We start from the raw sequence: 26,993 nt of genomic DNA on the forward strand, positions 1-26,993 counted from the left end.
CCCACTACGCTACCGGTCGCCGCAGCGCGACCGCCGCGACGATGAGCACGATCCCCGCGAGCTCCGCCGGGGTGAGCCACTGGCGCAGGGCTACCGCCCCCACGGCCGCGGCCACGAGCGGCAAGATCGCCTGCAGCAGCGCGAACTGGGAGGGGCCGGACAGGCGCATCACCACCTGATCGAGGGAGTACGGCACCGCGGCGGAGAGGAACCCGAGCGCGAGCCACGTGACGGCCAGGCGCCCCGGCTCGATGTGGGCGTGCGAGGTCGAGGCGGCCGTCCACGGCGACAACCACAGCCACAGCATCACGGGAAGCGCCGCGACCGTCGCCCACGCAAAACCTACCGCCGTGGACACCCTGGAGGTGGCAGGGTCGCCGGCGATGCGCGATCCGGCCACGATGTAGACGGCCCAGAGCGCGCCGGCAGCCAGCGCGAGGAGGATGCCCGCGGCGTTGTCCGACCAGGTGGCGCCCGAGATCACGAGCACGCCGGCCGCGGCCAGCGCCAGGGCGAGCCAGTCCCGCGCGCCGCGGGACCCGAGCGCCGCGATGGCCACGGGGCCGAGGAACTCGATCGCCACCGCGGTGCCCAGCGGGATGAGGGCGATAGCGGCGTAAAACGTCATGTTCATCGCCAGGGTGGCCAGCCCGTAGAACGCGGCGGCGCGGCCGGTGGGGCCGAGGAAGTGGCGCGGGTGGGGGCGTCGTAAAGCGAGCAGGATCAGGGCGGCCGCCGAGATGCGGAACCACGCGACGAGGGCGGGTGGGAACGCGTCGAAGAGCCCCACCGCGACGGCGGCCCCGGCATACAGCGAGGCGCCGGAGACCACCATGAGCGCCGGCGGCGCCCACCTCTCGCCCGCGCGCACGGGCTAGCCGCGCTTCGCGACGGTCGCGGTCACGCCGCCGACGACCTCGTGGCCCCCGCCGACGGGATCTGTGGTGATGTCGAACGAGGTGGCCAGCGTCTCCGCCGCGATGTGCTCGGCGTGGCGGTGCGCCCACTCTTGCTTGTCCGCGGGCACGGACAGCCTAACGGCGATGCGGTCGGACACGGCGAGGCCCTCGTTCTTGCGGGCATCCTGCAGGCCGCGGATCACGTCCGCCGCCCAGCCCTCGGCCTCGAGGTCCGGGGTGACGGTGGTGTCGAGGACGACCAGGCCGTCTGCTCCCTCGGCGCCGTCGACACGCGCCGTGGACTCGGGGTTCACGGCGACGAGCCGCTCGGTGTAGAGCTCCGGGGTGAGCACGATGTCGCCGTCGACCACCACGTCCTCGCCGCGGCGGACGTAGTTGCCCGCCTTGACGTTCTTGATGGCACGCTGCACGTCGCGCCCCAGCACCGGCCCGGCGACCTTCGCGTTGACCACGACCTCGAAGGAGCCGGCGGATGCGACGTCGTCGGTCAGCTCGACGTCCTTGACATTGACCTCGTCGCGGATCACGGCGGCGAAGTCCGCCAGCTGGCCCGCGTTCGGCAGCGCCACCGTCAGCTTCGGCAGCGGCAGGCGGTTGCGCAGCTTGTTGGATTTGCGCACCGAGCTCGCCGCGGAGCACACCGCGCGGGTTGCGTCCATGGACGCAACGAGGTCCGCGTCCGCCGGGATTTCCTCGGGGGTCGGGTAGTCCGCCAGGTGCACGGAGCGCTCGCCGGTCAAGCCCCGCCAGATCACCTCGGAGATGTACGGCAGAAGCGGCGCGACGACCCGGCTGGTGATCTCGAGCACGGTGTAGAGCGTGTCGAAGGCCTCCGGGTGCGCCTCCTGGCCCTCCCAGAAGCGGTCGCGGGAGCGGCGCACGTACCAGTTGGTCAGGGTGTCGGCGAACTGGCGCACCTCGTCGCAGGCGTCGGCAATGCGGGTGTCGTCGAGCGCGGCGCCGACGTTGACCACGAGATCGTGCGTCTTGGCCAGGATGTAGCGGTCGAGCACGTCGGTGGAGTCGCAGCGCCACGTCGCGTCGGTGGAGCTGTAGAGCTGCAGTAACGTGTAGGCGTTCCACAGCGGCAGCAGCGCCTGGCGCACCCCCTCGCGGATGCCCTGCTCGGTAACCACCAGGTTGCCGCCGCGCAGGATCGGGCTGGACATGAGGAACCAGCGCATCGCGTCCGACCCGTCGCGGTCGAAGACCTCGAAGACGTTCGGGTAATTGCCCTTCGACTTCGACATCTTCAGCCCGTCGGAGCCGAGCACGATGCCGTGGGCAACGACCTTCTTGAACGCCGGGCGGTCGAACAGCGCCGTGGAGAGCGCGTGCTGGACGTAGAACCAGCCACGGGTCTGCCCGGAGTACTCCACGATGAAGTCCGCCGGCTGGCGCGCGTCGTGCTCCTCGACGTTCTCGAACGGGTAGTGGTACTGCGCGAACGGCATCGAGCCGGACTCGAACCAGCAGTCCAGCACGTCGGGCACGCGGCGCATGGTCGATTCGCCCGTCGGGTCGTCCGGGTTCGGGCGCGTCAGCTCGTCGATGTACGGGCGGTGCAGGCTCTCAGGGCGCACGCCGAAGTCGCGCTCGAGCTCGTCGAGGGAGCCGTAGACGTCCACGCGCGGGTACTCGGGGTTGTCGGAGACCCACGCCGGCACCGGGGAACCCCAGTAGCGGGTGCGCGAGATGTTCCAATCGCGCGCGCCCTCGAGCCATTTGCCGAACTGGCCGTCGCGGATATGCCCCGGGATCCACTCGATCTCCTTGTTGAGCTCCACCATGCGGTCGCGGAACTGACTGACCTTGACAAACCACGCCGGCAGCGCCATGTAGATCAGCGGCTCGCCGGAGCGCCACGAGTGCGGGTAGGAGTGCACGATCGTCTGGTCGCGCACGACGCGGCCAGCCGCTTTCAGGTCGCGGATGATGTCTCGGTTGGCGTCGAAGACGAGCTTGCCCTCGTACTCCGGCACAAGCGAGGTGAACTTGCCGTCCGCGTCGACGGGGATGACCAACGGGATGCCGTACTTGTCGGTGGTGGCCATGTCGTCCTCGCCGAAGGCGGGCGCCTGGTGCACCACGCCGGTGCCGTCCTCGGTGGTGACGTAATCGGCCACCAGCACCATGAACGCGTTGTCGGTGTCCGCGAAGTGGTCGAACACCGGGGCGTACTCCAGCCCCTCGAGCTCGGCGCCGGTGAACGTGGCCACGACCTCGGCGTCCGTGCCGAGCTCCTTGGCGTAGGCGCCGACCAGGTTGGAGGCGAGCAGGAACTTCTCGCCCCGGAAGCCCTCGGCGCCATCCTCGGCGACACGCACGAGCGAGTACTCGACCTTCGGGCCGACGGCGAGCGCGAGGTTCGACGGCAGCGTCCACGGCGTCGTGGTCCACGCGATGGCCGCGGCGTCGTGCAGCTCGGGGTGCTCCACCCAGGTCTTCTCCGCCGCGAAACCTGTGCGCGCGCCGGTAAACGGCATGGTCACGGTCACCGTGGGATCCTGGCGTTCGCGGTAGGCGTCGTCCAGGCGGGTCTCCTGGTTCGACAGCGGGGTGTGCTCCGCCCAGGAATACGGCAGGACGCGGAAGCCCTGGTAGATCAGGCCTTTGTCGTAGAGCTCCTTGAACGCCCACATGACGGACTCCATGTAGTCCAGGTCCATCGTCTTGTAGCCGTTGTCAAAGTCCACCCAGCGGGCCTGGCGGTTGACGTAGGCCTCCCACTCGTCGGCGTAGTGCATGACGGAGGTCGCGCAGTACTCGTTGAACCTCTCCAGGCCCATCTCCTCGATCTGGGCCTTGTCGGTGATGCCGAGCTGCTTCTCCGCCTCGAGCTCGGCGGGCAGCCCGTGGCAGTCCCAGCCGAACACGCGCGGCACGTAGTAGCCGGTCATCGTGCGGTAGCGCGGGACGATGTCCTTGACGTAGCCGGTGAGCAGGTGCCCGTAGTGCGGCAGGCCGTTGGCGAACGGCGGGCCGTCGTTGAACACGTATTCCTGCCCGCCCTCGCGGTTGCTTAACGACGCCTGAAAGGTGCCGTCCTCTTCCCAGAACGAGGCCACCTGCTTTTCCATCTCGGGGAAGGCGCTGCTGCCACCCGTCAGGTCGACCTTGGGGTACACGCCGCCGACTTCGCTCATTGGTGTTTCTCCTTCACTCACGTGTCATCGCCTTGGTGCAGGGACGCGGTGTGCCCGCGCGGTACCACCCTGCTTGGAGCCGGCCTGAACAAGGCCAACCCCCACTTCGTTGTGGTGAAGGAAAGTGACGTCTTCCCGCTGACGTCCGGTTCTACTGGGCCCCGTCGCGCTCGGGGGCTGTTCTTCCGGAAACGCTCCCCGGTGATGGCCGGATCACAGCGTGCGTTCGATGCGCATTTGATTCTAACGCATCTGCGACGCGGTTTATTCTACGGCGTACCTCACGGCAACGCCCCCCAAGCCCGGGAGGGGCCTGGGGGGCGTTGCCGTGAGGCGTCGCTTAGCGACGCGAGCCTACTTCTCGCCCGCATCGCCGTTCGGGGCGGAGGATCCGCGGGACTCGAGCTCCTCGAGCTGGGACTGCAGCAGAGTCTTGAGCCGGGTGCGGTATTCGCGCTCGAAGGTGCGCAGCTCCGCGATGCGGTTTTCGAGGGCGGTCTGCTGCTGCTTGACCGTGTTCATGATCTCGGTGTGCTTGCGCTCGGCGTCGGCCTGCAGCTTGGCGGCCTTCTCCTCCGCCTGGCGGATCTGCGCCTCGGCGCGGGAGTTGGCGTCGTTGGTGGTCTCGGTGGCCTTCTTCTCAGCGTCCGAGACGAGCTGCTGCGCGCGGTTCTCCGCGTTGGTGGTGGTCTCGTTGGCCCTGGCCTCGGCCTCGCGCAGCTGTGTCTCCGCCGCGCCGCGGGCCTCATCCAGCATGGAGCGGGCCTCGGCCTGCGCGTCGGAGGTGAGGCGGTCCGCCATCTCCTGGGCCAGACCCAGGACCTTGGCCGCATGGACGTGGGTGTCCGCGGTGGCGGACGCAGACGGCGTGGCGGCGGCGGTGCTTGCCTGGGCATTGCCTGCCTGCTCAGCCTTCTTGTCTGCCTGTTCCGCCTGTGCGTTCTGGGCGGACTTCGCGGCCTCCCCTGCCTGCTTGGCCTGCTCTGCCTGCTTGCGTGCGCGGTCGGCTTCCTCGCGTGCGGTGCGGGCCTGCGCCTCGGCGCGGGTCTTGGCCTCCTCGGCCGCGCGGACCTTCTTCTCGTACTCGCCGCGCAGCTCGGACTCGAGCTTCTGGCGCAGCGCCTTCTCATCAACCTGGGGTGCCGCCTGGGCCTGCGCGGTGGCGGGCTCGGCCTTGGCAGCGGCGCCGTTGCGGCTGAGCTCCTCCACCTGTGCGCGCAGGTCATCGTTCTCGTCCATCAGCTGGGCGAGCGTGTCCTCCACGAGGTCGAGGAACTGGTCGACCTCGTCCTCGTTGTAACCGCGCTTACCGATCGGAGGCTTATTGAAAGCGACTTTGTGCACGTCTGCTGGAGTCAGCGGCATTACAGTTCCCTTCGCGTTGATGTTGGGCACCTCGTGTGAGAGGAGACCCAGGCGCCCGCCATAGAGCGAAGCCCCAGAATATATGTACGTAAGTTAATGGTTTTCCACAGCGAGTGTAGCGGATGCACCCCCGCGTCAAATCATTTATACCCTCAATCTACCCCTGACGTTGACTCAAAACGCGTAGATGTGCGCACTCGAGCCAGAATTTTCCGCAGGTGGGCGCCCTCAACGCAGGAACGGGACAACCAGAAACGCGTTGATGACGAGCTGCAGCAGCGCCAGGATGAGGAACAGCGCGATGACGCTGACATCAATGCCAATTCCGTTGCCCATGCGCAGCGGTGGAATCAGGCGCCGCAGTGCCGACACGGGCGGGTCGGTGGCCACAAAGACGTACTCCGCCGCGATCATGAACCAGCGCGGCGGGGCGAAGTTCCTGGAGAAGGACTGGATCATCTCCACGATGATGCGGATAACCACCAGGAGCGTGTAGAGCCCGACGAGGGCGAAGAGAACGGATCCGAACAGTGCCACGCGCTAAACCCTACCCGCTAGCGCAGGTGAGCCGCGCGCTCTAGCTCGAACTCGGCGATGCCGGCATTCTCCGGCACGATGGCGAAGACGCGGCGGTCGGTGTCGATCCCCCGCGACAGGTTGTGCATCTGGCCGCGCAGCGCGAAGCAGAGCCCCGCCGCGAAGTCCACGAGGCGCTTGGCCGCGGCGGTGTCGAGCCCGGTTAGATCCATGATCACGGCGTCGCCGTCGCGGAAGGGCTCGCCGACCTCGCGGGCGTCGTTGTACGTGCGCGGGGACACGGTGACCACCGCCGGGGTGTGCACGCGGGTGGAGCCGTACTCGCGGGGGCGCGCCGGCTCGTAGGCGCGGGTGTCGCGCTCCGCCACGACGCCGCGGCCGTACTCCGGTTCCGCGGCCGCGTAGCGACGATCGTCGTAGTAGTAGGCGTCATCCGCCTCATGGGCGTCCTGGATGCCCAGGCCGAAGAATTCCTTTGCGCTGCCGAGAAAAGACATAGAGGGTGCTCCTGCAGGTAGTTGCCGTCCGATGACGCCTAGAGTACGGGCCGCGGGCCGAAGACCCCAGTTCCGACACGCACGATGTCGGAACCGCAGGCGATCGCGTCTTGAAAGTCGCCGGACATCCCGGCCGAGAGCACCATGGTTCGACCGAGGCGCTGCCCGAGGGCGTCGGCACGCGAGCGCGTCTGGTCAAACACCGCCCGCGGCTCGGAACCCAGCGGCGGCACGACCATGAGCCCCGCCAGCTCGAGGTGGCGCGCGGCCTCAACGGCGTCCGCCACCGCGTCCAGCCCGGAGTACGGGATCCCGCCGCGGGCCGTGTCGCCGTCGGCGGACACCTGGACGAGGCACCGCAGCGCCTGCTGCGTCTCGGTGCCGATGGCACTACGGTCTCCGCGCTCGAGCGCCAGCCCTACGCCCCGGTCCAGGCCGCGGGCGAGTTTGACCGAATCCACCGAGTGGACTTCGGCGGCCCAGCGCGCCACCGCGTTGGCCTTCTTCGACTGGATCTGCCCGATCATGGCGATGCCCACCTGCTGGCCGCGAGCGGCGAGCTCGTCGGCCTTGCCCCGCGCCTCCTGCTCGCGGTTCTCCCCCACCAGCGTCACACCCAGCTCGCCGAGCAGCGCGATGTCGTCGACCGGGTGGAACTTGGACACGGGGATAAGCGACACGCTGCCCGCCGGCCGCCCCGCGGCGGCCTCGGCGTCACGGATCTGCTGGGTCACCCGCTCGAGGTTCGCTGCCAGTTCCTCTGCCCTACTCATGGCCGGCCCCCGTCAACCAGATCACTCCGGCCTGCCTGCCGGTGGTGCCCTCGCGGCGGTAGGAGAAGAAGTCCGTGTCCGTCACGGTGTCGCGCGGGTCCGCGTCGATGTGCCTCACGCCGAGTCCCATGAGCTGGCGCACGAGCCCGGAGCGGAGGTCGAGGCCGGGCGTGCCCGCGCGCGTGCGGGTGCGCGAGCCGGGCAGATGCTTCTCGACGTCCGCGGCCATGTCGGCGGGAACCTCATACGACTCCCCCGCGGCGGCCGGCCCGAGGAGAACCTGGATGTTGCCGGGCCGCGCGCCCAGGTCCACCATCGCCTCCACGGTGGCGGACACGATCCCGTTGCGCGCGCCCATGCGGCCCGCGTGCGCGGCGGCGACCACGCCCGCCGAGTGGTCGCTGAGCAGCACCGGGACGCAGTCGGCGACGAGCACGCACAGCGCGAGGCCGGGGACCGTGGTGACAACGGCGTCGGTCGCCTCCACGGGGGCCGGCTGCGGACCGTCCACCACGGTGACGGTGTTGGTGTGCAGCTGTTCCATCCACACGAAGTGCTCCGGCGCGATGCCCGTAACGTCGGCGAGGCGGCGCCGGTTCGCGCGCACGGCCTCCGCGTCGTCGCCGACGTGGTCGCCGAGGTTGAAAGAGTCGTACGGGGACGCCGACGCCCCGCCCGCACGGGTGGTAAACACCATGCGGACGGGGCGGTCGGTCACTCCATTCGGGTTCGTTGCGCCGGTATCCATGCGTTCCAGGCTAGTGGTGGCGAGCCGCGCGCGCCCCGGCGGGCGGTTAGCGCAGGAAGTCGGGCACGTCGACGTCGTCGGTCTCGTCGTAGCGTTCGGCGCGGCGCTCCTCGCGGCGATCCTCACGGTCGGTGAACAGCCCGGGGCGCGTGTCGTAGCGGTGGCGCGCCTGGTAGGCCTCGCGGTCGCGCTCCGCCTGGCCGTCGCGCTCGGCCGCGGCGCGGTCGTCGAAAAGCGAGCCGCGCTGGGGAGCCGGGGTGGCGGACGCCGGCTCGGCCGCGGGGGCCGGGGTGTGCTCGGCGGTAACGCGGGTCGAGCCCTCGGTCTGAGGGGCCTGGGCGCCCTGGGCGGAATCGGCGTCGGGGCGCACGTTGGCCTTCTCGTCGAATCCGGTGGCGATGATGGTCACGCGGACCTCGTCTCCGAGGTTGTCGTCGATGATCGTGCCGAAGATGATGTTGGCGTCGTCGTCGGCCTTCTCCTCGACGATGGAGGCGGCGTTGTTGACCTCCATCAGGCCGAGGTCGGAACCGCCGGCGACGGAGATGAGCACGCCCTTCGCGCCCTCCATGGTCGCCTCGAGCAGCGGCGAGTTGATCGCCTGCTCGGTGGCGGCCATGACGCGGTTATCCCCGCGCGCGGAGCCCACGCCCATGAGCGCGGAGCCAGCGTCGGCCATGACGGAGCGCACGTCGGCGAAGTCGACGTTGATCATGCCCGGGATGGTGATGAGGTTGGTGATGCCCTGCACGCCGTTGTAGAGCACCTCGTCGGCCGCGCGGAACGCCTCCATCATGGACAGCTCGGCGTCACCCAGCTGGAGCAGGCGGTCGTTGGGGATGACGATGACGGTGTCGCACACCTCCTTGAGGTTGGCGATGCCCTCCATGGCCTGTCGGGTGCGGCGCTTGCCCTCGAAGGAGAACGGGCGGGTGACCACGCCGATGGTCAGCGCGCCCATCTTCTTGGCGATGCCCGCGACGACCGGGGCCGCGCCGGTGCCGGTGCCGCCGCCCTCGCCGGCGGTGACGAAGACCATGTCGGAGCCCTTGAGCGACTCCTCAATCTCCTGCTTGTGGTCCTCCGCAGACGTGCGGCCGACCTCGGGGTTCGCACCGGCGCCGAGGCCGCGGGTGGCTTCGCGTCCAATGTCGAGCTTGGTGTCGGCATCGGTGAACAGCAGGGCCTGGGAGTCGGTGTTCACGGCGACGAACTCGACGCCTTTCAACCCTTCCTCGATCATCCGGTTGACGGCGTTGACGCCGCCGCCGCCGACTCCGACGACGCGGATCATGGCGAGGTAGTTAGCGGGAGATGTCATGTGGGATGTCTCGCCTTTCAAGTAACTCATGAGTGATGGGTTTTACGTGGTTTCCATCATGGGCGAGAATCTCCGCAAACTCTGCTTTTGGCTCGGCGTGTCACCACCCTCAACCTTTACTTTAGGGTTGTGACCTGGGCTTTTGCTGGTCTTTTGCCGGCCTTTGCTAGCGCACCGTAATCTGCCCCGGGTTCGAGATGTTGAACTCGCTGCCCTCTCGCTGCAGCACCGTGTCGAGTGCGAGCGCCTTGTTCGCGTTGTCCTCGCTGGCACCCCACACCACCGTCGCGCCGTCGGCCAGGTGCAGCACGAAGGTGTGCGGGCTGCGCGCCTCGAGCGACTTCACGGCCTCGCGGGCGGGCTCGCTCAGCGACGCCGCGACCTCCACCGCGTCGCGCAGCACGCTGCCGCCGCTATCGCTACTGCCGCCACTGTCGCCACTGGCGCCCCGCGCGGCGTCCCCGGTGATCTCGACCGCGCCCGGCGGCGGGTCGTCCACGGCGAACTCGTCGCCGTCCGCGTTGATCAGGTGCGCGCCGTCGCCGCCGGTGAAAAACGCCACCGCCGTGTGCTCGGCGATGTCGACCGTGATGGTGGACGGCCAGCCGCGCGATACGGTCACCGTCTCCACCCACGGCAGCCCCGCGACGCTGACGGCCGCTGCGTGCGTGTCCACCGCACCCATCGGTGTTCCCGGGGCGATGCCCGTCGCCGCCGCCACCTCCTCGGTGCTCAACTGCTGCGCGCCGCGGACCTCGATGTCTTTGACGGGCATCGCCTTCGTGCGGGGGAGCACCACCGCCAGCACGGCGACAAGGAGCACAGCGAGCGCGCCGCCGATGATCCACCCGCGTCTGTGAGCCGCCATTGCCCTACCTCCCCGCGAGCGCGGCCAGGATGTCGTCGCCGAGCAGCGTGACCGTCCCCGCGCCCATTGTCAGCACCAGGTCGCCGGGGCGCGTCAGCTCCGCCACCGTGCGCGGCGCCGCGGAGAAATCGGGCTCGAAACGCACCTCGGTTCCCGGGTCCATCTTGTCTGTGATCACGCGGCCGTCCACCCCCTCCACCGGCTCCTCGCGGGCACCGAAGATGTCGAGGACCACGCAGGCGTCGGCAAGCGAGAGCGCGGTTGCGAACTCGTCGGCAAACGCCAGGGTGCGCGAGTACAGATGCGGCTGGAAACACACCACGACGCGCGCGCCGCGGCCCTCCTGGCGCACCGTGTCGCGGGCGGCGGTGAGCACCGCCGCGACCTCGGTGGGGTGGTGCGCGTAGTCGTCGTAGACGCGGGTTCCCGCGAACGCACCGCCGTGGACCTCCCCCTTGAGCTCGAAGCGGCGGCGCACGCCGGCAAATCCTGTCAGGCCCTCGGCGAGCTTGTCCGGGTCCGCGCCGGCCAGCACGCCAGCCACGAGCGCCGCCAGCGCGTTGAGCACCATGTGGCGCCCCGGGGTGCTCAAACGGAAGCGCACCGTGCGGTGGGCCCCGCCGATGGTGAGCTCCGCCTGGATCTCCGGGGAGCCCGGCTCGTCCACCACGGCGGCAGCGGGGATTCCCGGGTGGTTGCGGGCCGCGCGCGCCGTGCCGTAGCCCACGACGTTGATGCCCCGCGCCGCCGCGCGCAGGGCACAGGCCACCGCGTTGTCGTCGTCCAGGCACACCACGAGGTGCCCGCCGGGCTGGATCCGGTCGGCGAACTCGTCGAATACCGCGAAGTAGGCCTCAGCGCTGCCGAAGTAGTCCAGGTGGTCGGGTTCGATGTTGGTGATCACGGCGATGTCCGGCTTGTAGCGCAACAGCGAGGCGTCCGACTCGTCCGCCTCGGCCACAAACGCGCCCCCCGTTCCCTGGTGGGCGTTGGTGCCCGCCAGGTTGAGCTGGCCGCCGATGGCGAACGACGGGTCCTGCCCCGCGGCCTGCAGTGCCACCACGGCCATCGAGGTGGTCGAGGTCTTGCCGTGGGTGCCCGCGAGAAGGATCTGGGTCGAGCCCTCCATGAGCTCCGCCAGCAGATCGGAGCGGCGAATCACCGGGATGCCGTGCCGCGCCGCCGCCACGAGCTCGGGGTTGTCCTTCGGGATCGCGGCGAAGCTGGTCACCACTGCCGTCGGCAGGGCGCCGGACAGCGAGAGATTATCCGCGTCGTGCCCGATCGCGATCGTCGCCCCCTGGCTGCGCAGCGCGCGCACCGGGCGCGAATCCTTCACATCCGAGCCCGTGACCACGGCGCCGCGGGCGAGCAGGATGTGGGCGAGGCCGGACATGCCGGCGCCACCGATGCCCACGAGGTGGACGCGCGAGAGGTCATATCCGGACTCCGGGGTGTTCATGTGGCTTCGGCTACCTTCCAAGATGGTGATCGGGTGTGGGGCAGGGTTAACGGGTGCGCCGCGAGCGGGTGGCGCGCACAATGCGCGTCGCCAGCGCGCGGGCGACGTCCCCGGCCCCGGAGTTGTTCAGCGCGGTGCGCATCGCGGCGAGACGTTCCGGGTCGCCCAACACGGAGTCCAGCGCGTCCAGGAGGGTCTCGGGCGTGAGCTCGGAGTCGTCGATACGCAATGCGGCTCCGAGGTCGACCAGATGGGCCGAGTTGAGGCCCTGCTCGCCGTTGCCATGCGGCAGGGGGATGTAGATGGCGGGCAGGCCGGCCGCGGAGTTTTCCGCCACCGTCATCGCGCCGGAGCGGCACACCACCACGTCCGCCACGGCGTAGGCGGCATCCATTTCGTCGATGTAGGGAACTGCGGTGTAGTGCTCGCGCGCCTGGGGGGCGTCGTTTTTGCGCCCGTAGGCGTGCAGCACCTGCCAGCCGCGGGCGGTGATCTGCTCCACCGCGCCCGCTAGGGCCGCGTTGATGCTCGCCGCGCCCTGGGACCCGCCGGTGACCAGCACCGTGGGGCGCTGAGGGTCGAGGTTCCACATCTTGTACCCGTGGTCGGCCTTGGTGCCCTCCGGGTCGCTGCCCACGCCCGGGCGCACCGGGATGCCCACCACCTCGCCGGGCATGCCGGAGTTGGCCACCGCGTTAAAGCCGGCGCCGCCGAGGCGCACCCCGAGCTTGTTCGCCATGCCCGCCAAGGCGTTGGTCTCCAGCACGAAGAACGGGATGCGCAGGGACGTCGCCGCCAGATACGCCGACGCCGCGACGTACCCGCCGGTTCCGAACACGGCGTTGGCCCCCGCCTCGCGCAGCGCGGCGCGGGCCTGGGACACCGACGCGGCGAGCTTGAACGGCACCGCGGGCAGCAGCCACGGCTTCTTGCGCGGAATCGGCACCGGGTCAATCAGGCGTAGCGTGAAGCCGCGGGAGGGCACGATCGCCGTCTCCAGGCCCTTCTCCGTGCCCAGCGCGGAGACGTCGGCGCCGAACTCGTCGCGCAGAACCTCGCCCACGGCCAGCGCGGGCTCGATGTGTCCAGCGGTGCCGCCGCCGGCGACGACAATGCTCAACTGCTCACTCATGCGGGTCAGCCGCTCCCTTCTAACCGGCGCGGCGTGAGCCACGCCAGGTGCTGTCTCTGCGGACATCGTAGCGCGTGGGCTTTCCGCCCCGGAGGCGGGAGTCGCCGGCGGCGGGCGCCTGAGACGGAGCAGCCGCCGCCGGGCGGTAGGCCTCCCGCGCCGCGGCCGGGCGAGCGGTCACCGGGGCGCCGAAGCGCTCGGCGCGTCGCTCCGCAGAGCGTGCCGCGCGCGCTGCGCGGGTTGTTCGCTGAGAGTCTCGCTGGCCCGGGGCCTTCGGCTCGCCGATGCCGAGGACGCGGTCGAAGGCGGGCCGGCCGTAGTTTTGCATGGAGGACACCGCGTCGGGCTCGTGGCGCGCGATCGAGGCCAGAATGCCCATCGCGCCCAGCGTGATCACCGCCGACGTGCCGCCGGCGGAGAGCATCGGCAGCTGGATGCCGGTCACCGGCAGCAGCCCCAGCACGTAGGCGATGTTGATAAACGCCTGTGAGACCACGCCTGTCGTCAGCGCCGCGGCGAGCAGGGCCTGGAACTGGTTGCGGGCGCGCCTCGCCGTGCGCAGCCCGAAGACGGCCAGCAGCCCGAACAGGATGATCACCAGCGCGCCGCCCCACAGGCCGAGCTCCTCGCCGATGACGGCGAAGATGAAGTCGTTGCGGGCCTCCGGCAGATAGAACCACTTGGCGCGTGACTGCCCGAGCCCGACGCCGAACACGGAGCCGTCGGCAAGCGAAAGAAAGCCCTGGTGGGACTGGAAGGCGATGTCGCGGGTGTCCTCGAAATGGCCGAACAACGCGTCGAAGTAGACGTGGAAGCGGTTCGAGCGATAGCCGCCCGCGAGGAAAACACCCACCAGAGCGATCGCCGCGACAACGCCCGCCGCGGCGATCACGCGCTTGGGAATCCCCGCGAAGATCAGGATGAACGCGACCACCACGCTAAACGACGCCGCCATGCCGAAGTCGCCCTGCAGCCCGATAAGCCCCACGCACAGCGCGGCGACGACAATGAACGGCGCGAACCCGTTGTCCAGGCGCCTGATGTGCTTCGGGTTTTTGTTGGCCAGCACGGTCGCGCCCCAGATGGCGATGGCCACGCGTGCGAACTCCGAGGGCTGGAAGCTGACGGGCCCGAGCGCGATCCACGACTGCGAACCCACCTCTTCTCGCCCCGTGCCGAGCGGGGTGAGCACCGCCACGAGGAGCAGCACGGCGGTGGCCATGATGACGTGGGAGTACCTGCGCAGCTTGTCGGGCGAGGTCTTGAGCATCACCCAGAAAACCACAAGCCCGCCTACCACCATGACGGTCTGCTTGACCGCCTGCGCCCACACGGATGCCGAGGATGCGTAAGACGATGCCATGGACGAGCTCATCACCATGACGACGCCGAGCCCGGCGAGGACCAGGACGACGGTGCGGATCATGGTGTAGTCGGCCAGCGGGCGGGCGTCCACCGCGGCCTCGCCGCGGCGGATGAGGCGCGCGAGTGCCGACGGCTGCGCCGGGGCGCTGCTCGCCGGCCGCTTCGCCGTGCGAGCCTGCGGGCCCGGGTGCGCGACCGGGCGCGCGCTTCGGCGCGGCGTTGGGTTGCGCCGCTGGCCGCCTTGAGTCACCGTCATGAATCCCGCCCCTTCGCTCCAACCGAAATCACTACAGCCACAATAGCCCCACAGGCCACTTGAGTGACAGTAGCAACACGGGCCACACCCGAAGTCGTTTCTAGCGTTTCTCGCTTTGCAAGCGCTGCTACGGGCAGTGTCTCATTGCCGCTGCCGCAAACGCGTCCCCACGCGCCGACATTCCGGAAAACATGTCCAAACTCGCCGCCGCCGGGGCCAGCACAACTGTATCCCCGGGCCGCGCGGTGCGGGCCGCGAACGCCACGCACTCGTCCATCGCCGCGCCCGGGTCTGTCGACGCGGTGGAAAACACCGGGACCCCAGGCGCCAGGCGACGCAGCGCGTCGTGGATGATCCCGCGGTCCACCCCGAGCAGCGCCACCGCGCGGAAGAGGTGCGCGTGCTCGGCGATGAGCCGGTCCACGCTGGCGCCCTTGAGCTGCCCGCCGGCGACCCACACCACCGTCCCGGGCTCGCCCGCCCCCGCCAGCGCGGAGTCCGCCGCGTGAGGGTTGGTCGCCTTCGAGTTGTCCACCCAGTCGACCCCGCCCGCAGAATGCACCACCGCCCCGCGGTGCCCCTCCACGCGGTACCCGACCAGGCCCGCCTGGATCCGCCCGGGCGCCACCCCCTGGGTCACCGCCACGGCCGCCGCCGCCAGCGCGTCGAGCACCCCGGCCACCCCGGCCGGCTCAATCCCCTCGGCGCTCGCGAGATCGATGAGCTCCCCGGCGTTGTTGAACACGATGCGGCCGCCGACCACCCCCGCCTCGCTTGCCGACGGCTCCCCCAACGTGAACCCGACAATGTCCTTACGCCCCGTGCGCTCCGCGAGCCGCACGACCTCCGGGTCGTCCACACCCACCACCGCGGATCGGGCGTGAAGCACCTTCGCCTTGGCGTCGGCGTAAGCGGCAAAGGATCCGTGCCAGTCGATGTGGTCGTCGGCCAGGTTGAGCAGCACCCCGGCGTCGGGGGTGAGCTGCTGAGACCAGTGCAGCTGGAAGCTGGAGAGCTCCGCGACAAGGACGTCGACCCGTTCGGGGTCCAGCAGGGCATCGCTGACGGCGACGCCGATGTTTCCGCACGCCTGGGCGCGCAGGCCCGTGTCGTTTTCCGCCTCGCGCATAATCGCCGCCAACATGCCCGTCGTGGTGGTCTTGCCGTTGGTCCCCGTGACCACCAGCCAAGTGCGCGGCGGGCCGAAGACGCCGGCCCGGTCGAGCCGGTAGCACAGCTCGACGTCGCCGATGACCTCGATTCCCGCCTCCCCGGTGGCGACCAGCAGCGGCGTGTCCGGGCGCCACCCCGGGGATGTGACCACGGTGCCGAACTCTCCGAGCCGGTCTCGCGCCTCGGCAGTGGTCACCGTCTCCGCGCCGACCGCCTCCCGAACCCGTTCCTGGTTTGCGGGGTTATCGTCGGCGACCACGAACCGCGCCCCGACAGCGCGCAGCAGCTTCGCCGCGCCGAGCCCGGACACCCCGGCGCCGGCGACGAGCACCGCGCCGTCTCCGTTGACAAGCTGCGTCACAGGAGTGTCGCCCCCACCCGCGTGAGCCACTCGCCGTAGAACAGGGCGAGGCCCGCGACCACGGACATCGCGGCGATCAGCCAGAACCGGACGACCACGGTCGTCTCGGCCCAGCCGCCGTTTTCGAAGTGGTGGTGGAAGGGCGCCATGCGGAACACGCGCTTGCCCGTTGTCTTAAACGACACCACCTGGATGACCACGGAGACCGCCTCGAGGACGAACAGCGAGCCGATGATCACCATCAACAGCTCCGTTTTCGAGGTGACGGACAACCCCGCCACGAGACCACCGAGCGCGAGCGAACCCGTGTCCCCCATGAAGATCTTGGCCGGCGACGCGTTCCACCACAAAAAGCCCACGCACGCGCCGAACCCGGCGGCCGCGAGCACCGCGAGGTCCAGCGGGTCGCGGACGTCGTAGCAGCCCGGGCCGGGCGCCGCCGCGCACGAGTTGCGGAACTGCCAGAACGTCACCCCGGTGTACGCCGCCATCACCAGCGCCGTGGTTCCGGCCGCCAGCCCGTCGAGCCCGTCGGTGAGGTTGACCGCGTTCGACCACGCGGCGAGGAGGAAGTAGATGAACGCGAGGAACATGATGGTCCCGAGGATTCCGCCCACGGCGGCGAAATCGATGACCCCCATGTCCCGGACGAAGCTCAAATTGGTCGACGCCGGCGTCAACCCGTTCTCATCCGGGAACTGCAGGACAAGGATGCCGAACACCAGGGCGATGGCGAGCTGCGCGACGAGCTTGGCGGTCTTATTCAAACCGAGGTTGCGCTTCATGAAGAGCTTGATGCCGTCATCGGCGAATCCCACCGCCCCGAGCGCCAGGGTCAGGCCGAGCACGATAAGCCCGGAGGCGCTGAACACCCGGTGGCCCGTCAGCGCGGACCACGCCCCTGAGACGAGGTAGCCGACGGTGATGGCCAGCAAGATGGCGATGCCGCCCATCGTGGGGGTGCCGCGCTTGCGGGCGTGGGACTTGGGGCCGTCCTCGCGGATCTCCTGTCCCATGGCGCGGCGGTTGAAGTACCGGATCAGCAGCGGGGTGACAAAGATAGCGACGAGAAACGACACCGCCCCCGCAAAAAAGATCTGAACCATTGCGCCTTAACGCTCCCCGTCTCCGTCAGAGTGGACGCCTTTCATGCTATGCCCCGAGAGCAGCCGGTCCGCCACAGCCCACAGCCCGAGGGCGTTGGAGGCCTTCACCAGCACCACGTCCTTGTCCTCTCGCTCGTACCACCCTTCCTCGCCCGCCGGCGGCGTGGCCAGGATGTTCGCGACAACGGCGGCTGCCGCCTCGACGTCGGGGGCCACGTCGACCTTGATCCCCTGCTCGCGGGCGCTAAGCGCCAGGGCCTCCATGGCCTCGTTCTCCCCGACCGCGACGAGGTGGGTCACCCGGTAGCGGGCGAGGTCGTGGCCGAGCTCGCTGTGCGCGGCCACGGAGTCGCCGCCGAGCTCGGCCATCTCGCCGAGCACGGCGATCGACCGCGCACCGGGGCGACCGGACGCGGTGAACCCCAGCGCCGCGATGCCCGCGCGCATGGAATCCGGGTTAGCGTTGTAGGCGTCGTTGATAACGGTGACCCCGTCCGAGCGGGTCTGCACGTCCATGCGGTTGCCAGAGACTCCCCGCGCCTCGCTCAGGCTGCGCGCCACGGTGGCGGCGTCGATCCCCGACTCGATCCCGACGGCGGCGGCAGCCAGCGCGTTGGACACCTGGTGGGCGCCGAACACGCTGAGCTCGACGCGCTGTGGGGCGTTGCCCGGGGAGTGGAGGGTGAAGCTGGCGCGCGTGACGTCGTCAAGCGAAATATCGGTGGCGTAGTAGTCCACGCGCTGGCCGGAAGCGGAAAACCGCACAATGCGCGCTCGGGTGCGCTGCGCCATCGCGGAAACGAGCGGGTCGTCCGCGTTGAGGATGGCCACGCCGCCGTCCGCGGCCGTGGGCAATGCCTCGACGAGCTCGCCCTTGGCGCGGGCGATGTTCTCCTTCGAGCCGAACTCGCCGATATGCGCCGTGCCGACGTTGAGAACGACCCCGAACGACGGCGGCGCGATTGTGGCCAGGTGCGCGATGTGCCCGATGCCGCGCGCCGACATTTCGGCCACGAGGAACCGCGTGGTCGGTGTGCAGCGCAGGACGGTGTACGGGTGGCCAATCTCGTTGTTGAAGGAGCCCGGGGGCGCGACGGTTTCCCCACCGGCCGAGAGCACGGAGGCGACCAGATCCTTAGTGGAGGTCTTGCCCGCCGAGCCGGTGATTCCCACGATGGACAGCCCGCCGTGCGACGTCAGGTGGTGCGCCACATGGCTAGCCAGCTTCGACATCGCCGCGACGACTCCCGCCGCGGAGCCGTCCGGGTCGTTGGCGGCCAGATCCGAGTTGTCTCCCTCGCGCGGCTGCGCTTTGGGCACGACCACGGCGGGCGCGTCCACATCCCTGGCGGCGAGCACTCCCGCCGCCCCCTTCTCCACCGCGGCCGCGGCGAAATCGTGGCCGTCTACGCGCTTGCCGGGCAGCGCGACGAAGAGCCCTCCCGGCGCGATCTTGCGCGAGTCGAACTCGACGAACCCGTCGACGACCGCCTCCGGGTCCGCGGCGTCGTTAAGCCGGCCGCCTGTGATCTTCGCGATCTCGGCTAGTTTCAGGGGGATCATGGGCGAGGCGTCCTCACTTTCTCGTGCGGACCGCTGTGGCCGTCCGCGTCGTTTTCACCGTAACCGTTGTCGGCCAGTGCCCTACGCATCTCCTCCCGATCGTCGAAGTGGTGTGTCGTTTCCCCGATGATCTGGCCCACTTCGTGGCCCTTGCCCACCACGGCGATCGCGTCTCCCGGGCGCGCCCAGGCCACGAGCTGGTCGATGGCGTCGGCGCGCGAGCCGGACTCCCGGATCTCGGCGCGGCCGCCGGCGCTTCTCGCGCCCCCGAGAACGGCCGCGCGGATTGCCGCCGGATCCTCGGTGCGCGGGTTGTCGTCGGTGACAATCACCAGGTCCGCCCGCGTCGCGGCCTCGTGCCCCATGACGGCGCGTTTCGACGTGTCCCTGTCGCCGCCGGCGCCCACCACGACCCCGATCCGCCCCTGCACCTGCCCGCGCAGCGTCTCCAGCACGGCGGCGACGGCGGCGGGTTTGTGGGCGTAGTCGACCACGGCGACAAAGTTCTGCCCGGCGTCGATACGCTCCATGCGCCCCGGCACCGCGGCCGATTCGAGGCCTGCGACAAAGCTCGGGGGGTCCACGCCGACGGCGTGCGCGAGCGCTGCGGCCACAGCGGCGTTGGCCACGTTGAACGCACCCGGCAACGGCAGGGTGAACTCGTACGTCGCGCCGCCGAGGGTCACGGCGACGTCCTGCGCCCCGGTCTCGCGCACGGCGATCGTGCGCGCGCTGCAGTCGAGGTCTTGCTGTCCGCGGGTGCCCACCAGCACGGTCCGCGCGGGGCGCTGCGCCATGCGCTCTCCCCACTCGTCGTCGACGCACACGACGCCTATGGGAGCCGCCACCGCCGAGCCCGGATCGAAAAGCAACGCCTTGGCCTCGAAGTAGTCCTCCATCGTCGGGTGGAAGTCGAGGTGGTCCTGGCTTAAGTTGGTGAATCCGGCGGCGTCGAATTCGGTGCCGGCGACCCGTCCGAGCGCGAGCGCGTGCGAGCTGACCTCCATCACAACGTGGGTCACGCCCTCGGCAGCCATGCGCGCGAACAGCGCCTGGAGGGTCGGCGCCTCCGGGGTGGTCAGCGCCGTGGGGACGCTGCGCCCGCGGATCCGGGTCCCCGTCGTGCCGATGAGCCCGACCTGCACGCCTGCGGCCATTAGGCCGCGCTCGAGCAGGTACGTGGTGGTGGTCTTTCCCGACGTCCCGGTCACGCCGATCACCGTCATGGCGCGCGAAGGGTAGCCGTAGATGTGCGCGGAGACCGCGCCGAGGATCGCCCGGACGTCGTCGACCACGAGCACGGGGCGGGTCTCGCGGGCGCCCTGTAGGATGCGCAGGCCCTCCTCGTCCGTCAGCACAGCACGCGCCGGCGAATCCACGGCGAAGTCCGCTCCGTGGGCGCGCGTGCCCGGAAGGGCGGCGAACATCCCGTCGGCGGCGACCTCGCGCGAGTCCAACCCGATAGAGCCGATGAGCGTGTCGGCGGCGAGCGCGTCCGTCACACCGACGATGCGTGCGCCGGCGATCTCCGCGATGCGGGCGAGAGTGTGCACCTCCCCCTCGTTGTGCTCCACTACCTCGTCTGCCACCGGATTCCTTTCCTTCTGTTCATTCTACTCACTATTCCTGGTCAACTTCTTCTCACCGCTCATGGTTAGCGCTGCTCCAGCACGTAAGGCTCGGCGGGCGCGCTCTGGGGGATGTTCTCCCGGTTGAGCAGCCAGGAGGAGATCTCACGGAACACGGGCGCGGCGGACTGCCCGCCGGCGCCGCCCTCCAGCGGCCCGCGCTGCGGCTCGTCCAGCATCACCGCCACAACGAAACGCGGATCGTCGGCAGGCGCGATGCCCGCGAAGGTGATCCAAAACTGGGATTGCGAGTACGCGCCTGTGTCCGGGTTGACTTTCTGGGCTGTTCCGGTCTTGCCCGAGAGCTGGTAGCCCTCGATCCCGCTGCCTTGGGCGGTTCCCGAGTTCACCCCCATCGGGTCTTGTTGGAATGTCGCCCGGAACATGTCCACGGTCGTGCGCGCCGTTTCCTCGCTGACGACGCGCGTGCGCTCCGCGGGCGCGGTCGGGCGCGCCTGACCGTCGGGACCGGTGATCTCCGAGATGATGCGCGGCTCGATGCGCTCCCCGCCGTTGGCCAGGGTTTGGTACACACTCGCCATCTGCAACGTCGTCCAGCTCATGCCCTGCCCGATCGGCAGATTGGCGAAGGTGCCACCCGACCACTGTTCTTCGGCGGGCAGGAGCCCGGCGGACTCGTTCGGCAGTTCGATGCCCGTGGTCTCCCCGATGCCGAAGCGGTGCAGGTAGTCCGCGAACCTCTCCGCGCCCAGGCGCTGGGCCAGCTGGAGCGTTCCCACGTTGGAGGACTTTCCGAAGATGCCCGCCGTGGTGTACGGGGCCACCCCATGCGACCACGCGTCGGCGACGGTCACCCCCGCCATGTCGATCGACCCGGGGACCTGGTGGACCTCATACGGGTCCGTCATCCCCTCTTCGATGGCGGCGGCCGCCGTGATGATCTTGGCCACCGACCCCGGCTCGTACGGGTGCGAGATGGCGTAGTTGTCAAAGCTGCGCCCCTCCGCGAGCTGCTTTTCCAGGTTGCCGTTGGGGTCGACGGTGCCCGTGTTGGCCATGGCCAACACCTCCCCGGTGTGCGCGTCGAGCACCACCGCCTCGGCGTCCTTCGCCAGGGAGTTGGCTTTCGCTTGCTCAAGTGTGCGCTGCACGAACGTCTGCAGGTCCACGTCGATCGTGAGCGCAATGCGCGACCCGTCGACGGCCGGGACCACGTCACGCAGCGTGCCCGGGATGGACTGCCCGTTAGCGGAAACGTCTTCCTTCGAGCTGCCGTTGACACCCGTGAGCACGCTGTCGCTGCTGGCTTCGAGCCCGAACTGGCCCTGCCCGTCCATGGAGACCTTGCCCACGATGTTTTCTCCGACGGCGCCGTTGGGGTATTGACGGATGTCCTGGTGGTCGGCCGCCACGCCGTGGAATTTCTTCGCCACCTCCGCTGCGACGTCGGGGTCCACGTTACGCACGAGGATTTCGTAGTCCGTCTCGGCGTGCAGCTTGTCCAAGATGTCTTTCGAGCTCACGCGGGCCGGAGCCTGCGTGGCGTGGGCGCCCTCGATCATGGTGGGGATCTCGTTTGCCATGGTCCGCAGCACGTCTTCCACCCGGGCGTCGGCCTGGGCGTCGATGGCGGCCTGCGAGAGGCCTTCCATGCTCATCCGCTGCTCCTGCTGCTCGCGCAACTCTTTCCGGAGCTGCACCGGGGAGACGGTGAGGGACCGCGCCTGCATGGTGTACGCGAGCTGGTTACCGGCGCGGTCGACGATGTCTCCGCGGCGCGCGGGATCCTCGTAGATGCGCGCGCGCTGGGCTTCGGCCTGATACTGCAAACCCGGCCCCCACACGACCTGAACCCAGGCGAGCCGTCCCACTAACAGGACGACGGCGACCGCAAACGCCACGGCGATGACCCGCGTCCGGCGCTTGGTGGCGTCCTTCTGTGGCTCCGGAACGCGGGTGCTGCCGCCGCCCACCTCGGGGCCGCGGCTCTCGCCGAAACCACCTACCACGCTGAAGTCACCTGCCTCGCTGTCAAAGTCCGTCTGATACCCACTACATCATGCCCGCCGCGCCTCGCGCGTCACGTGATCGCCACGCCCCGCGGTGCCGGCGGCGTCGGCGGCGTCGGCCGCTCCTACCGGGCCGCGGCAGCCCGGGGGGCGTAGGGAGCCAGGTTTTCTGCCGGCGCAGGCGGAGCCGCCGGAGCCGCAGCTTCCGGTGCGGCCTGGCGGGGGGCAAGGGGGTCAAGGGGGTCGAGGGGGTCGTTCTGGCCCAGCACGTTGCCACCGGGCAGCTCGGTGAGGTTGTCGCCCACCTGGGCCGTCGCTTCGCGATCGCTCGTCGCGCGATCCTCGCGGGCACCTTCCCCGCCGCCGGCCGGTGCCGTGACCTCGGTCATCTTCTGCGTCGCCTCGGGATCGAACGCCCTATCCTCGCGCACGGCGCCGTTGCCGTCGACAGAGAGAATCCCCGGCACGTGGGGCACCACCATTCCCGCATCGGCCGCCTGCCTCGCAATTTCGGACGAGGAGCGCATGTTCTCCAGGTCGCGGTTGAGTGTTTCCACCTGGTTGGACAGTTCCCGCTCGCGCGCCTGCAACTGCTGCACGGTAAACGATTGCGAGGTGGACACGCCGGACAAGACCATGGCGGCCAGCACCCCCAGGGTCAACAGCGGTACGGCGATGGCCGTGACCGTGGAGAACTTCCGCTTGACGTCGGTGGTGTCGCTCACCCGCCGGCCACGCACGGACACGACCTGCTTCGACCCGAGCCTGCCGGTCGACCGCAGGTTGCGAGGGTGCAGCGCGTGCGGGGCGACGCGCGGGTCCAGCTGCAGGTCCCCACTGGCTGCGGGGGTTGCCGGGCGGGTCGTGCCCGCGGGTGTCCGCTCGAGCGTGATCGTACGGGCGCCTGCGGTGAGGTCTCGGCTTGCTCCCATGGCGGTGTGGCCTTTCCGTGCTTTCGGTCGCTTGTGTGTCAGGTGGTGGTTGGTGGATGGTCGCCGGGTGTGCTGGGCTCATCGGGCTCACTGAGCTTTTCGACGCCCCGCACACGCACCGGGGCAGCCCGCGAGTTCTGCTCAATCTCCGCCTCGGAGGCCTTCTCCGCCCCGTGGGTGATCGAGCGGAACTCCGCGGCGGTTCCCGGAAGGTCCATCGGCAAACCCGCCGGGGTGGTGGAGGTGGTCAGCTTGGTCAGCGCGGCTTTGACGATCTTGTCCTCGAGGGACTGATAGCTCATGAACACCGCGCGCCCGCCCGGTCCGAGCGCCCCGGTGATCACGGGAATAACGTTCTCGAGCGCCTCGAGCTCCCGGTTGACCTCGACGCGCAGGGCCTGGAACGTGCGCTTGGCGGGGTGTCCCCCGGTGCGGCGCGTCGCCGCCGGGATGGCCTGGTAGATCAGCTCCACCAGGCGCCCGCTGCGCTCGAACGGGGCTTTCTCGCGTTCTTTGAGGATGAGGGAGGCGATCTTGCCCGCGAAGCGCTCGTCCCCGTACGTCTTGAGAATGCGTGCAAGGTCGCCGTGACTATAGGTGTTTAACACGTCCGCAGCTGTGGGCCCCGTCGTCGGATCCATGCGCATGTCCAGCGGGGCATCCACCCGGTACGCGAAACCGCGCTCTTCCTGGTCCAGCTGCATGGAAGAGACACCGAGGTCGAACAGGGCCCCGGCGACGCCGACCTCCCGCGCCGTCTCAAAAATGGGGTCGGCTCCCGACTCGATCGCGTCGCCCAGGTCGTCGAAACGCGCCTGCACGCCCATGAACCGATCCCCGAAGGGTGCGAGGCGGGCGGTGGCGTCGCGCAGCGCGATGGGGTCGCGATCCACCCCGATGACGCGGGCCTGCGGGAAAACGGTGAGGAAGTGCTCGGTGTGGCCGCCGGCGCCCAGGGTTCCGTCCACGATGACGGCGTCGGCCCCGAACGCTTCGACAGAGGGGGCGAGCAGGGCGGCCATGCGGTCGCGCATGACCGGCACGTGGCCGTGGTTGGAACCCAGCTCGAAGTCCATGTCCGCGGGCTGCGAGACGTCGTCGGCCTGTGACACCGGGCCCACCCCCCTTCATCCCTGTTTCTTCGGCGTACTTTTCAGCGTGTGTCGGCGCGTGTTTCCGTGAGCCGGGGAACGCATAGGGCCCTGCCCGGGGCGGCTGTTCTGATGTCGGGGAAGTACACCAGAACGCTCCGCGCCCCGAGCAGAGTCCGTACACGCTCTCCGCAGTAGTCGGTGCCTGCTTGTCGGGTAGTCAGTCCTAGAGCAGGCCGGAGAGAATGTCGTCGTCATCGGCCGCCGCGAAGGCGGCCTCGGTTTCTTGCTGGTAGTTAGCCCAGGACTCGGCGTCCCAGATCTCCAGAAAATCGACCGAACCGATGACCACGCACTCCTTGGACAGGCGCGCGTACTCCCGGTGCGCAGGTGACAGCGTGATGCGACCCGAACCATCAAGCGTCTGCTCATCCGCGCTGGCAGCCAGGTTGCGGATGAAGGCGCGCGCCTTCGGGTTCGTGCGCGAAGCTGCGGCCGCGTTGCGGGCGCGCGCCGCGAACTCCTCGCGGGGGTAGACCGCCAAAGAGTGGTCCTGCCCCTTGGTCACCATCAACCCGTCCGCCAAATCCTCGCGGAACTTGGCGGGCAGCGTCAGGCGTCCCTTGTCGTCGAGCTTGGGAGTGTAGGTACCCAGAAACATCCGGAGCCCACCTTCCTTCACTCTGCGACTACGGTTGTTCAATTTTCCGGGCGGCGATCCGCGTCAGCACGTAGTCAAGATGCCTCCGCTTTTCTCCGCTGCGCCCCACTCTATCCCACTTTCCCCCACTTTTTCCATACTGGCGCGTCGGACAATTCTAAACTTTTGAAAACATGCAGGTTAAGGGCCGGAAAAATTGTGGGCGGATCTCCCGCCCCACCCCTTCGCCCACCGGAACAACCGCCCGGCAAGTAAGTCACACCCGTCTCAATTGTTGATTTTGAGCCGCCTGAGCATCACGCGAAACGCCTTAACCCGAGTCGCTTCCCGCGGTGCCCGGGAATTGCTCGGCGTGGGTGGGACAAAGTGGGGGATTTGGGGAGGCGCGCACGGGGGCACAGAAAAAGCCCGCCCGGATAATCCGGACGGGCAAGCGGTGAGAGGAGACTACTGCCCTTCGAAGCGGCGCTTGAAGTTTTCCTCCATGGTGGACACCCGCGGGGAGCGCCTCGCGGAGTTCACCGGACCCTTGGCCCTCGCGGCGGGCACGGCGGGTGAACGCAGGGCCATGACGCCGCCGGCAAGCATGACCGCGAATCCCACGACACTGAGCGCGACGAACCACACACTCACCGTGGCCAGGGCGACTCCGCCGATCAGGAGCACCAGGCCCAACACAATGAGAGCGGCGCTGCGCATGGTGATCTGGCCGGTGCCGCCGTTGCCGGCCGCGCCGGCGCCGCCGGGCACCTTGCTTCCAAACTTTGGATCCTCAGCGAGGAGCGATTGCTCGATCTCGCGAAGGGTGCGCTGTTCCTGCTCCGAAAGGGACACTGTTTTCTCTCCAGCTCTACCGTTGAGGTTGCTCTACACCTTGTATAACGGAGAGTGTATCCGGATTGTTCCTGGCGCACGATGCCCTGGTTAGGCCATCTGCGGCACCTTCCCCATTCCCGGGATCGACTCGCCGAGGAAATCCTCGGCAAGCTCCATCAACGCACGCACAGTCTCCGGGTTGGGGTCGGTCTCGATCCCCGACGCGACCCTCCCCCGCAATGCGGAGAACGCGGCGAAGGAGGTGGCCCAGTCTTTCCCGCTATCCGAGGTCAGGGCCAGCCTCTCCCACGCGCTTGTGGGCAGCCGCTTCCGTTTTCGGATGACGGGAGACACGGAATTGACCGCACCCGCCACCCGCAGAGCCGCCCGGTAGGCGCTTTCCAAAGCCAGGTCGAAAGCGCCCCTGTCGTATTCCTCCCGAGCCTGAGCGAGGAGCTCGTACGCGGCGCTAAGAAAGGTTTCGCGGCGGCCGACGCGCATCCCCGAGCCGGCGATAGAGTTGGTGGTTGCGGACACGATACTGTTCATCTCGGTTTCCTCCTGCGTTTCGTTTTTCGTTGTGCGACCCACACTCTAAAACGCACGTTCGACATCCCCTCCGGAGCAATAGAACATGTGTTCGTTTATAGAAAGTTTGCGGTGACTACCTCCCGCACACCGCCGTTCGCGTGGTTCGATAGAGGTGTGACTGTGTCCCTTCGCCGACTCGGCGGCGCCGAGTTCGCCCTCCTGGCCCCCGACCTCGTAGACATCTACATTTCCGCTATGGGCTACGATCCCTCGATTCGCTCACAGCGCATCGCCGTGTGGCGTCGAGAAGTGATCTGGCCGGGGTTCGCCGCCGTGGCCGCCGTCGAATCCACGCCCTCCGGGGAGAGCACCGTGGGCATCGCCTACGGCTTCCTCGGCACGCGTGAACGATGGTGGGACCAGCAGCTCGTCCGCGGGCTGCGCGCCATCGGCGGGCCCACCCCGCGCCACCGCGACATGCTTGACAGCTACTTCGAAGTCGCCGAGGTCCACGTCAGCCCCCGGTGCCAGGGCGCCGGGATAGGCAAGAAGATGCTGACCCAGCTGCTATGGAATGCCCCGGCGAACTGGGCGCTGTTGTCTACGCCGGAGGTCCCGAACGAAGCCAACAACGCTTTCGGCCTGTACCGCAAGATGGGCTTCGTGGACGTGCTCCGCAACTTCTCCTACGCCGGAGACCCCCGTCCCTTTGCCATTCTGGCCCGCGCGCTGCCGCTGGAGAACCCCAGGTAGGGTTGAAACGAACCCACA

At 69.0% G+C, this 26,993-nt stretch carries 23 protein-coding genes; 1 reads left to right on the forward strand and 22 read right to left on the reverse strand.

Annotated elements, in window-relative coordinates:
• Window positions 1-4: 4 nt before the first annotated feature.
• The 22 genes from BLS40_RS04475 to BLS40_RS04580 form a co-directional block, all read right to left on the reverse strand.
• A complete protein-coding gene (locus tag BLS40_RS04475; RefSeq protein ID WP_092149327.1) occupies window positions 5-835 on the reverse strand; it encodes an EamA family transporter in 831 nt (276 codons plus the stop codon).
• Window positions 836-874: 39 nt separating this feature from the next.
• On the reverse strand, window positions 875-4,066 hold the full coding sequence (ileS, locus tag BLS40_RS04480; RefSeq protein ID WP_092149330.1) for an isoleucine--tRNA ligase: 3,192 nt from the start codon (window positions 4,064-4,066) through the stop codon (window positions 875-877).
• Window positions 4,067-4,420: 354 nt separating this feature from the next.
• Complete coding sequence (locus tag BLS40_RS04485) at window positions 4,421-5,431, reverse strand: DivIVA domain-containing protein (RefSeq protein WP_092149333.1); 1,011 nt, start codon at window positions 5,429-5,431, stop codon at window positions 4,421-4,423.
• Between the two features lie 228 nt (window positions 5,432-5,659).
• Entirely contained in the window at window positions 5,660-5,968 is a 309-nt protein-coding gene (locus BLS40_RS04490; protein ID WP_092149336.1) for a YggT family protein, read from the reverse strand.
• 17 nt (window positions 5,969-5,985) lie between these two features.
• Window positions 5,986-6,465, reverse strand: a complete 480-nt coding sequence (locus tag BLS40_RS04495; RefSeq protein WP_092149339.1) for a cell division protein SepF — start codon at window positions 6,463-6,465, stop codon at window positions 5,986-5,988.
• Between the two features lie 38 nt (window positions 6,466-6,503).
• Complete coding sequence (locus BLS40_RS04500) at window positions 6,504-7,238, reverse strand: YggS family pyridoxal phosphate-dependent enzyme (RefSeq protein WP_092149342.1); 735 nt, start codon at window positions 7,236-7,238, stop codon at window positions 6,504-6,506.
• Window positions 7,231-7,986: a peptidoglycan editing factor PgeF gene (pgeF, locus tag BLS40_RS04505; RefSeq protein ID WP_231908518.1), complete on the reverse strand. Its 756-nt coding sequence runs from the start codon at window positions 7,984-7,986 to the stop codon at window positions 7,231-7,233. The genes BLS40_RS04500 and pgeF overlap by 8 nt, the downstream gene beginning before the upstream one ends.
• 46 nt (window positions 7,987-8,032) lie before the next feature.
• Window positions 8,033-9,307: a cell division protein FtsZ gene (gene ftsZ, locus BLS40_RS04510; RefSeq protein WP_092149347.1), complete on the reverse strand. Its 1,275-nt coding sequence runs from the start codon at window positions 9,305-9,307 to the stop codon at window positions 8,033-8,035.
• A 166-nt stretch (window positions 9,308-9,473) separates the two neighbouring features.
• On the reverse strand, window positions 9,474-10,175 hold the full coding sequence (locus BLS40_RS04515; RefSeq protein WP_092149350.1) for a cell division protein FtsQ/DivIB: 702 nt from the start codon (window positions 10,173-10,175) through the stop codon (window positions 9,474-9,476).
• Between the two features lie 4 nt (window positions 10,176-10,179).
• Window positions 10,180-11,637, reverse strand: a complete 1,458-nt coding sequence (murC, locus tag BLS40_RS04520) for a UDP-N-acetylmuramate--L-alanine ligase (protein WP_092149352.1) — start codon at window positions 11,635-11,637, stop codon at window positions 10,180-10,182.
• A 46-nt stretch (window positions 11,638-11,683) separates the two neighbouring features.
• Window positions 11,684-12,769 (reverse strand): UDP-N-acetylglucosamine--N-acetylmuramyl-(pentapeptide) pyrophosphoryl-undecaprenol N-acetylglucosamine transferase, encoded by a 1,086-nt coding sequence (locus BLS40_RS04525; protein ID WP_092149356.1) that lies wholly within the window; start codon window positions 12,767-12,769, stop codon window positions 11,684-11,686.
• A 19-nt stretch (window positions 12,770-12,788) separates the two neighbouring features.
• Complete coding sequence (locus BLS40_RS04530) at window positions 12,789-14,390, reverse strand: FtsW/RodA/SpoVE family cell cycle protein (RefSeq protein ID WP_092149359.1); 1,602 nt, start codon at window positions 14,388-14,390, stop codon at window positions 12,789-12,791.
• Window positions 14,391-14,517: 127 nt separating this feature from the next.
• On the reverse strand, window positions 14,518-15,924 hold the full coding sequence (gene murD, locus BLS40_RS04535; RefSeq protein WP_092149362.1) for a UDP-N-acetylmuramoyl-L-alanine--D-glutamate ligase: 1,407 nt from the start codon (window positions 15,922-15,924) through the stop codon (window positions 14,518-14,520).
• Window positions 15,921-17,030, reverse strand: coding sequence for a phospho-N-acetylmuramoyl-pentapeptide-transferase (gene mraY / locus BLS40_RS04540; RefSeq protein WP_092149365.1), 1,110 nt, complete (start codon window positions 17,028-17,030; stop codon window positions 15,921-15,923). The genes murD and mraY overlap by 4 nt, the downstream gene beginning before the upstream one ends.
• Window positions 17,031-17,036: 6 nt before the next feature.
• On the reverse strand, window positions 17,037-18,593 hold the full coding sequence (locus BLS40_RS04545; protein ID WP_092149368.1) for a UDP-N-acetylmuramoyl-tripeptide--D-alanyl-D-alanine ligase: 1,557 nt from the start codon (window positions 18,591-18,593) through the stop codon (window positions 17,037-17,039).
• On the reverse strand, window positions 18,590-20,182 hold the full coding sequence (locus BLS40_RS04550) for a UDP-N-acetylmuramoyl-L-alanyl-D-glutamate--2,6-diaminopimelate ligase (protein ID WP_231908519.1): 1,593 nt from the start codon (window positions 20,180-20,182) through the stop codon (window positions 18,590-18,592). Before BLS40_RS04550 ends, BLS40_RS04545 begins: the two co-directional genes overlap by 4 nt.
• Window positions 20,183-20,247: 65 nt before the next feature.
• A complete protein-coding gene (locus tag BLS40_RS04555) occupies window positions 20,248-22,083 on the reverse strand; it encodes a peptidoglycan D,D-transpeptidase FtsI family protein (protein ID WP_231908543.1) in 1,836 nt (611 codons plus the stop codon).
• 233 nt (window positions 22,084-22,316) lie between these two features.
• Complete coding sequence (locus BLS40_RS04560; RefSeq protein ID WP_092149371.1) at window positions 22,317-23,123, reverse strand: hypothetical protein; 807 nt, start codon at window positions 23,121-23,123, stop codon at window positions 22,317-22,319.
• Between the two features lie 38 nt (window positions 23,124-23,161).
• Window positions 23,162-24,199, reverse strand: coding sequence for a 16S rRNA (cytosine(1402)-N(4))-methyltransferase RsmH (gene rsmH, locus BLS40_RS04565; RefSeq protein ID WP_092152178.1), 1,038 nt, complete (start codon window positions 24,197-24,199; stop codon window positions 23,162-23,164).
• A 241-nt stretch (window positions 24,200-24,440) separates the two neighbouring features.
• Complete coding sequence (gene mraZ, locus BLS40_RS04570) at window positions 24,441-24,875, reverse strand: division/cell wall cluster transcriptional repressor MraZ (RefSeq protein ID WP_092149374.1); 435 nt, start codon at window positions 24,873-24,875, stop codon at window positions 24,441-24,443.
• 447 nt (window positions 24,876-25,322) lie between these two features.
• The gene (locus tag BLS40_RS04575; RefSeq protein ID WP_092149377.1) at window positions 25,323-25,709 is read right to left on the reverse strand and encodes a DUF3040 domain-containing protein; all 387 of its coding nucleotides are present in this window, start codon (window positions 25,707-25,709) and stop codon (window positions 25,323-25,325) included.
• A 90-nt stretch (window positions 25,710-25,799) separates the two neighbouring features.
• Complete coding sequence (locus tag BLS40_RS04580) at window positions 25,800-26,240, reverse strand: SAV_6107 family HEPN domain-containing protein (RefSeq protein WP_092149380.1); 441 nt, start codon at window positions 26,238-26,240, stop codon at window positions 25,800-25,802.
• Window positions 26,241-26,396: 156 nt separating this feature from the next.
• Between BLS40_RS04580 and BLS40_RS04585 the strand changes: the two genes are divergently transcribed.
• Entirely contained in the window at window positions 26,397-26,975 is a 579-nt protein-coding gene (locus tag BLS40_RS04585) for a GNAT family N-acetyltransferase (protein ID WP_092149383.1), read from the forward strand.
• Window positions 26,976-26,993 lie beyond the last annotated feature (18 nt).

Source organism: Corynebacterium mycetoides (assembly GCF_900103625.1).
GTDB lineage: Bacteria > Actinomycetota > Actinomycetes > Mycobacteriales > Mycobacteriaceae > Corynebacterium > Corynebacterium mycetoides.

What these genes read in the sequence shown, in the direction of transcription:
- pgeF (WP_231908518.1), bottom strand. Translation starts at nt 7,986, where the DNA reads ATGGATACCGGCGCAACGAACCCGAATGGAGTGACCGACCGCCCCGTC.
- BLS40_RS04515 (WP_092149350.1), bottom strand. Translation starts at nt 10,175, where the DNA reads ATGGCGGCTCACAGACGCGGGTGGATCATCGGCGGCGCGCTCGCTGTG.
- BLS40_RS04545 (WP_092149368.1), bottom strand. Translation starts at nt 18,593, where the DNA reads ATGATCCCCCTGAAACTAGCCGAGATCGCGAAGATCACAGGCGGCCGG.
- BLS40_RS04495 (WP_092149339.1), bottom strand. Translation starts at nt 6,465, where the DNA reads ATGTCTTTTCTCGGCAGCGCAAAGGAATTCTTCGGCCTGGGCATCCAG.
- mraZ (WP_092149374.1), bottom strand. Translation starts at nt 24,875, where the DNA reads ATGTTTCTGGGTACCTACACTCCCAAGCTCGACGACAAGGGACGCCTG.
- BLS40_RS04485 (WP_092149333.1), bottom strand. Translation starts at nt 5,431, where the DNA reads ATGCCGCTGACTCCAGCAGACGTGCACAAAGTCGCTTTCAATAAGCCT.
- BLS40_RS04580 (WP_092149380.1), bottom strand. Translation starts at nt 26,240, where the DNA reads ATGAACAGTATCGTGTCCGCAACCACCAACTCTATCGCCGGCTCGGGG.
- BLS40_RS04500 (WP_092149342.1), bottom strand. Translation starts at nt 7,238, where the DNA reads ATGAGTAGGGCAGAGGAACTGGCAGCGAACCTCGAGCGGGTGACCCAG.
- ileS (WP_092149330.1), bottom strand. Translation starts at nt 4,066, where the DNA reads ATGAGCGAAGTCGGCGGCGTGTACCCCAAGGTCGACCTGACGGGTGGC.
- murC (WP_092149352.1), bottom strand. Translation starts at nt 11,637, where the DNA reads ATGAACACCCCGGAGTCCGGATATGACCTCTCGCGCGTCCACCTCGTG.
- BLS40_RS04475 (WP_092149327.1), bottom strand. Translation starts at nt 835, where the DNA reads ATGGTGGTCTCCGGCGCCTCGCTGTATGCCGGGGCCGCCGTCGCGGTG.
- BLS40_RS04560 (WP_092149371.1), bottom strand. Translation starts at nt 23,123, where the DNA reads ATGGGAGCAAGCCGAGACCTCACCGCAGGCGCCCGTACGATCACGCTC.
- mraY (WP_092149365.1), bottom strand. Translation starts at nt 17,030, where the DNA reads ATGGTTCAGATCTTTTTTGCGGGGGCGGTGTCGTTTCTCGTCGCTATC.
- ftsZ (WP_092149347.1), bottom strand. Translation starts at nt 9,307, where the DNA reads ATGACATCTCCCGCTAACTACCTCGCCATGATCCGCGTCGTCGGAGTC.
- BLS40_RS04525 (WP_092149356.1), bottom strand. Translation starts at nt 12,769, where the DNA reads ATGAGTGAGCAGTTGAGCATTGTCGTCGCCGGCGGCGGCACCGCTGGA.
- BLS40_RS04530 (WP_092149359.1), bottom strand. Translation starts at nt 14,390, where the DNA reads ATGACGGTGACTCAAGGCGGCCAGCGGCGCAACCCAACGCCGCGCCGA.
- rsmH (WP_092152178.1), bottom strand. Translation starts at nt 24,199, where the DNA reads ATGGACTTCGAGCTGGGTTCCAACCACGGCCACGTGCCGGTCATGCGC.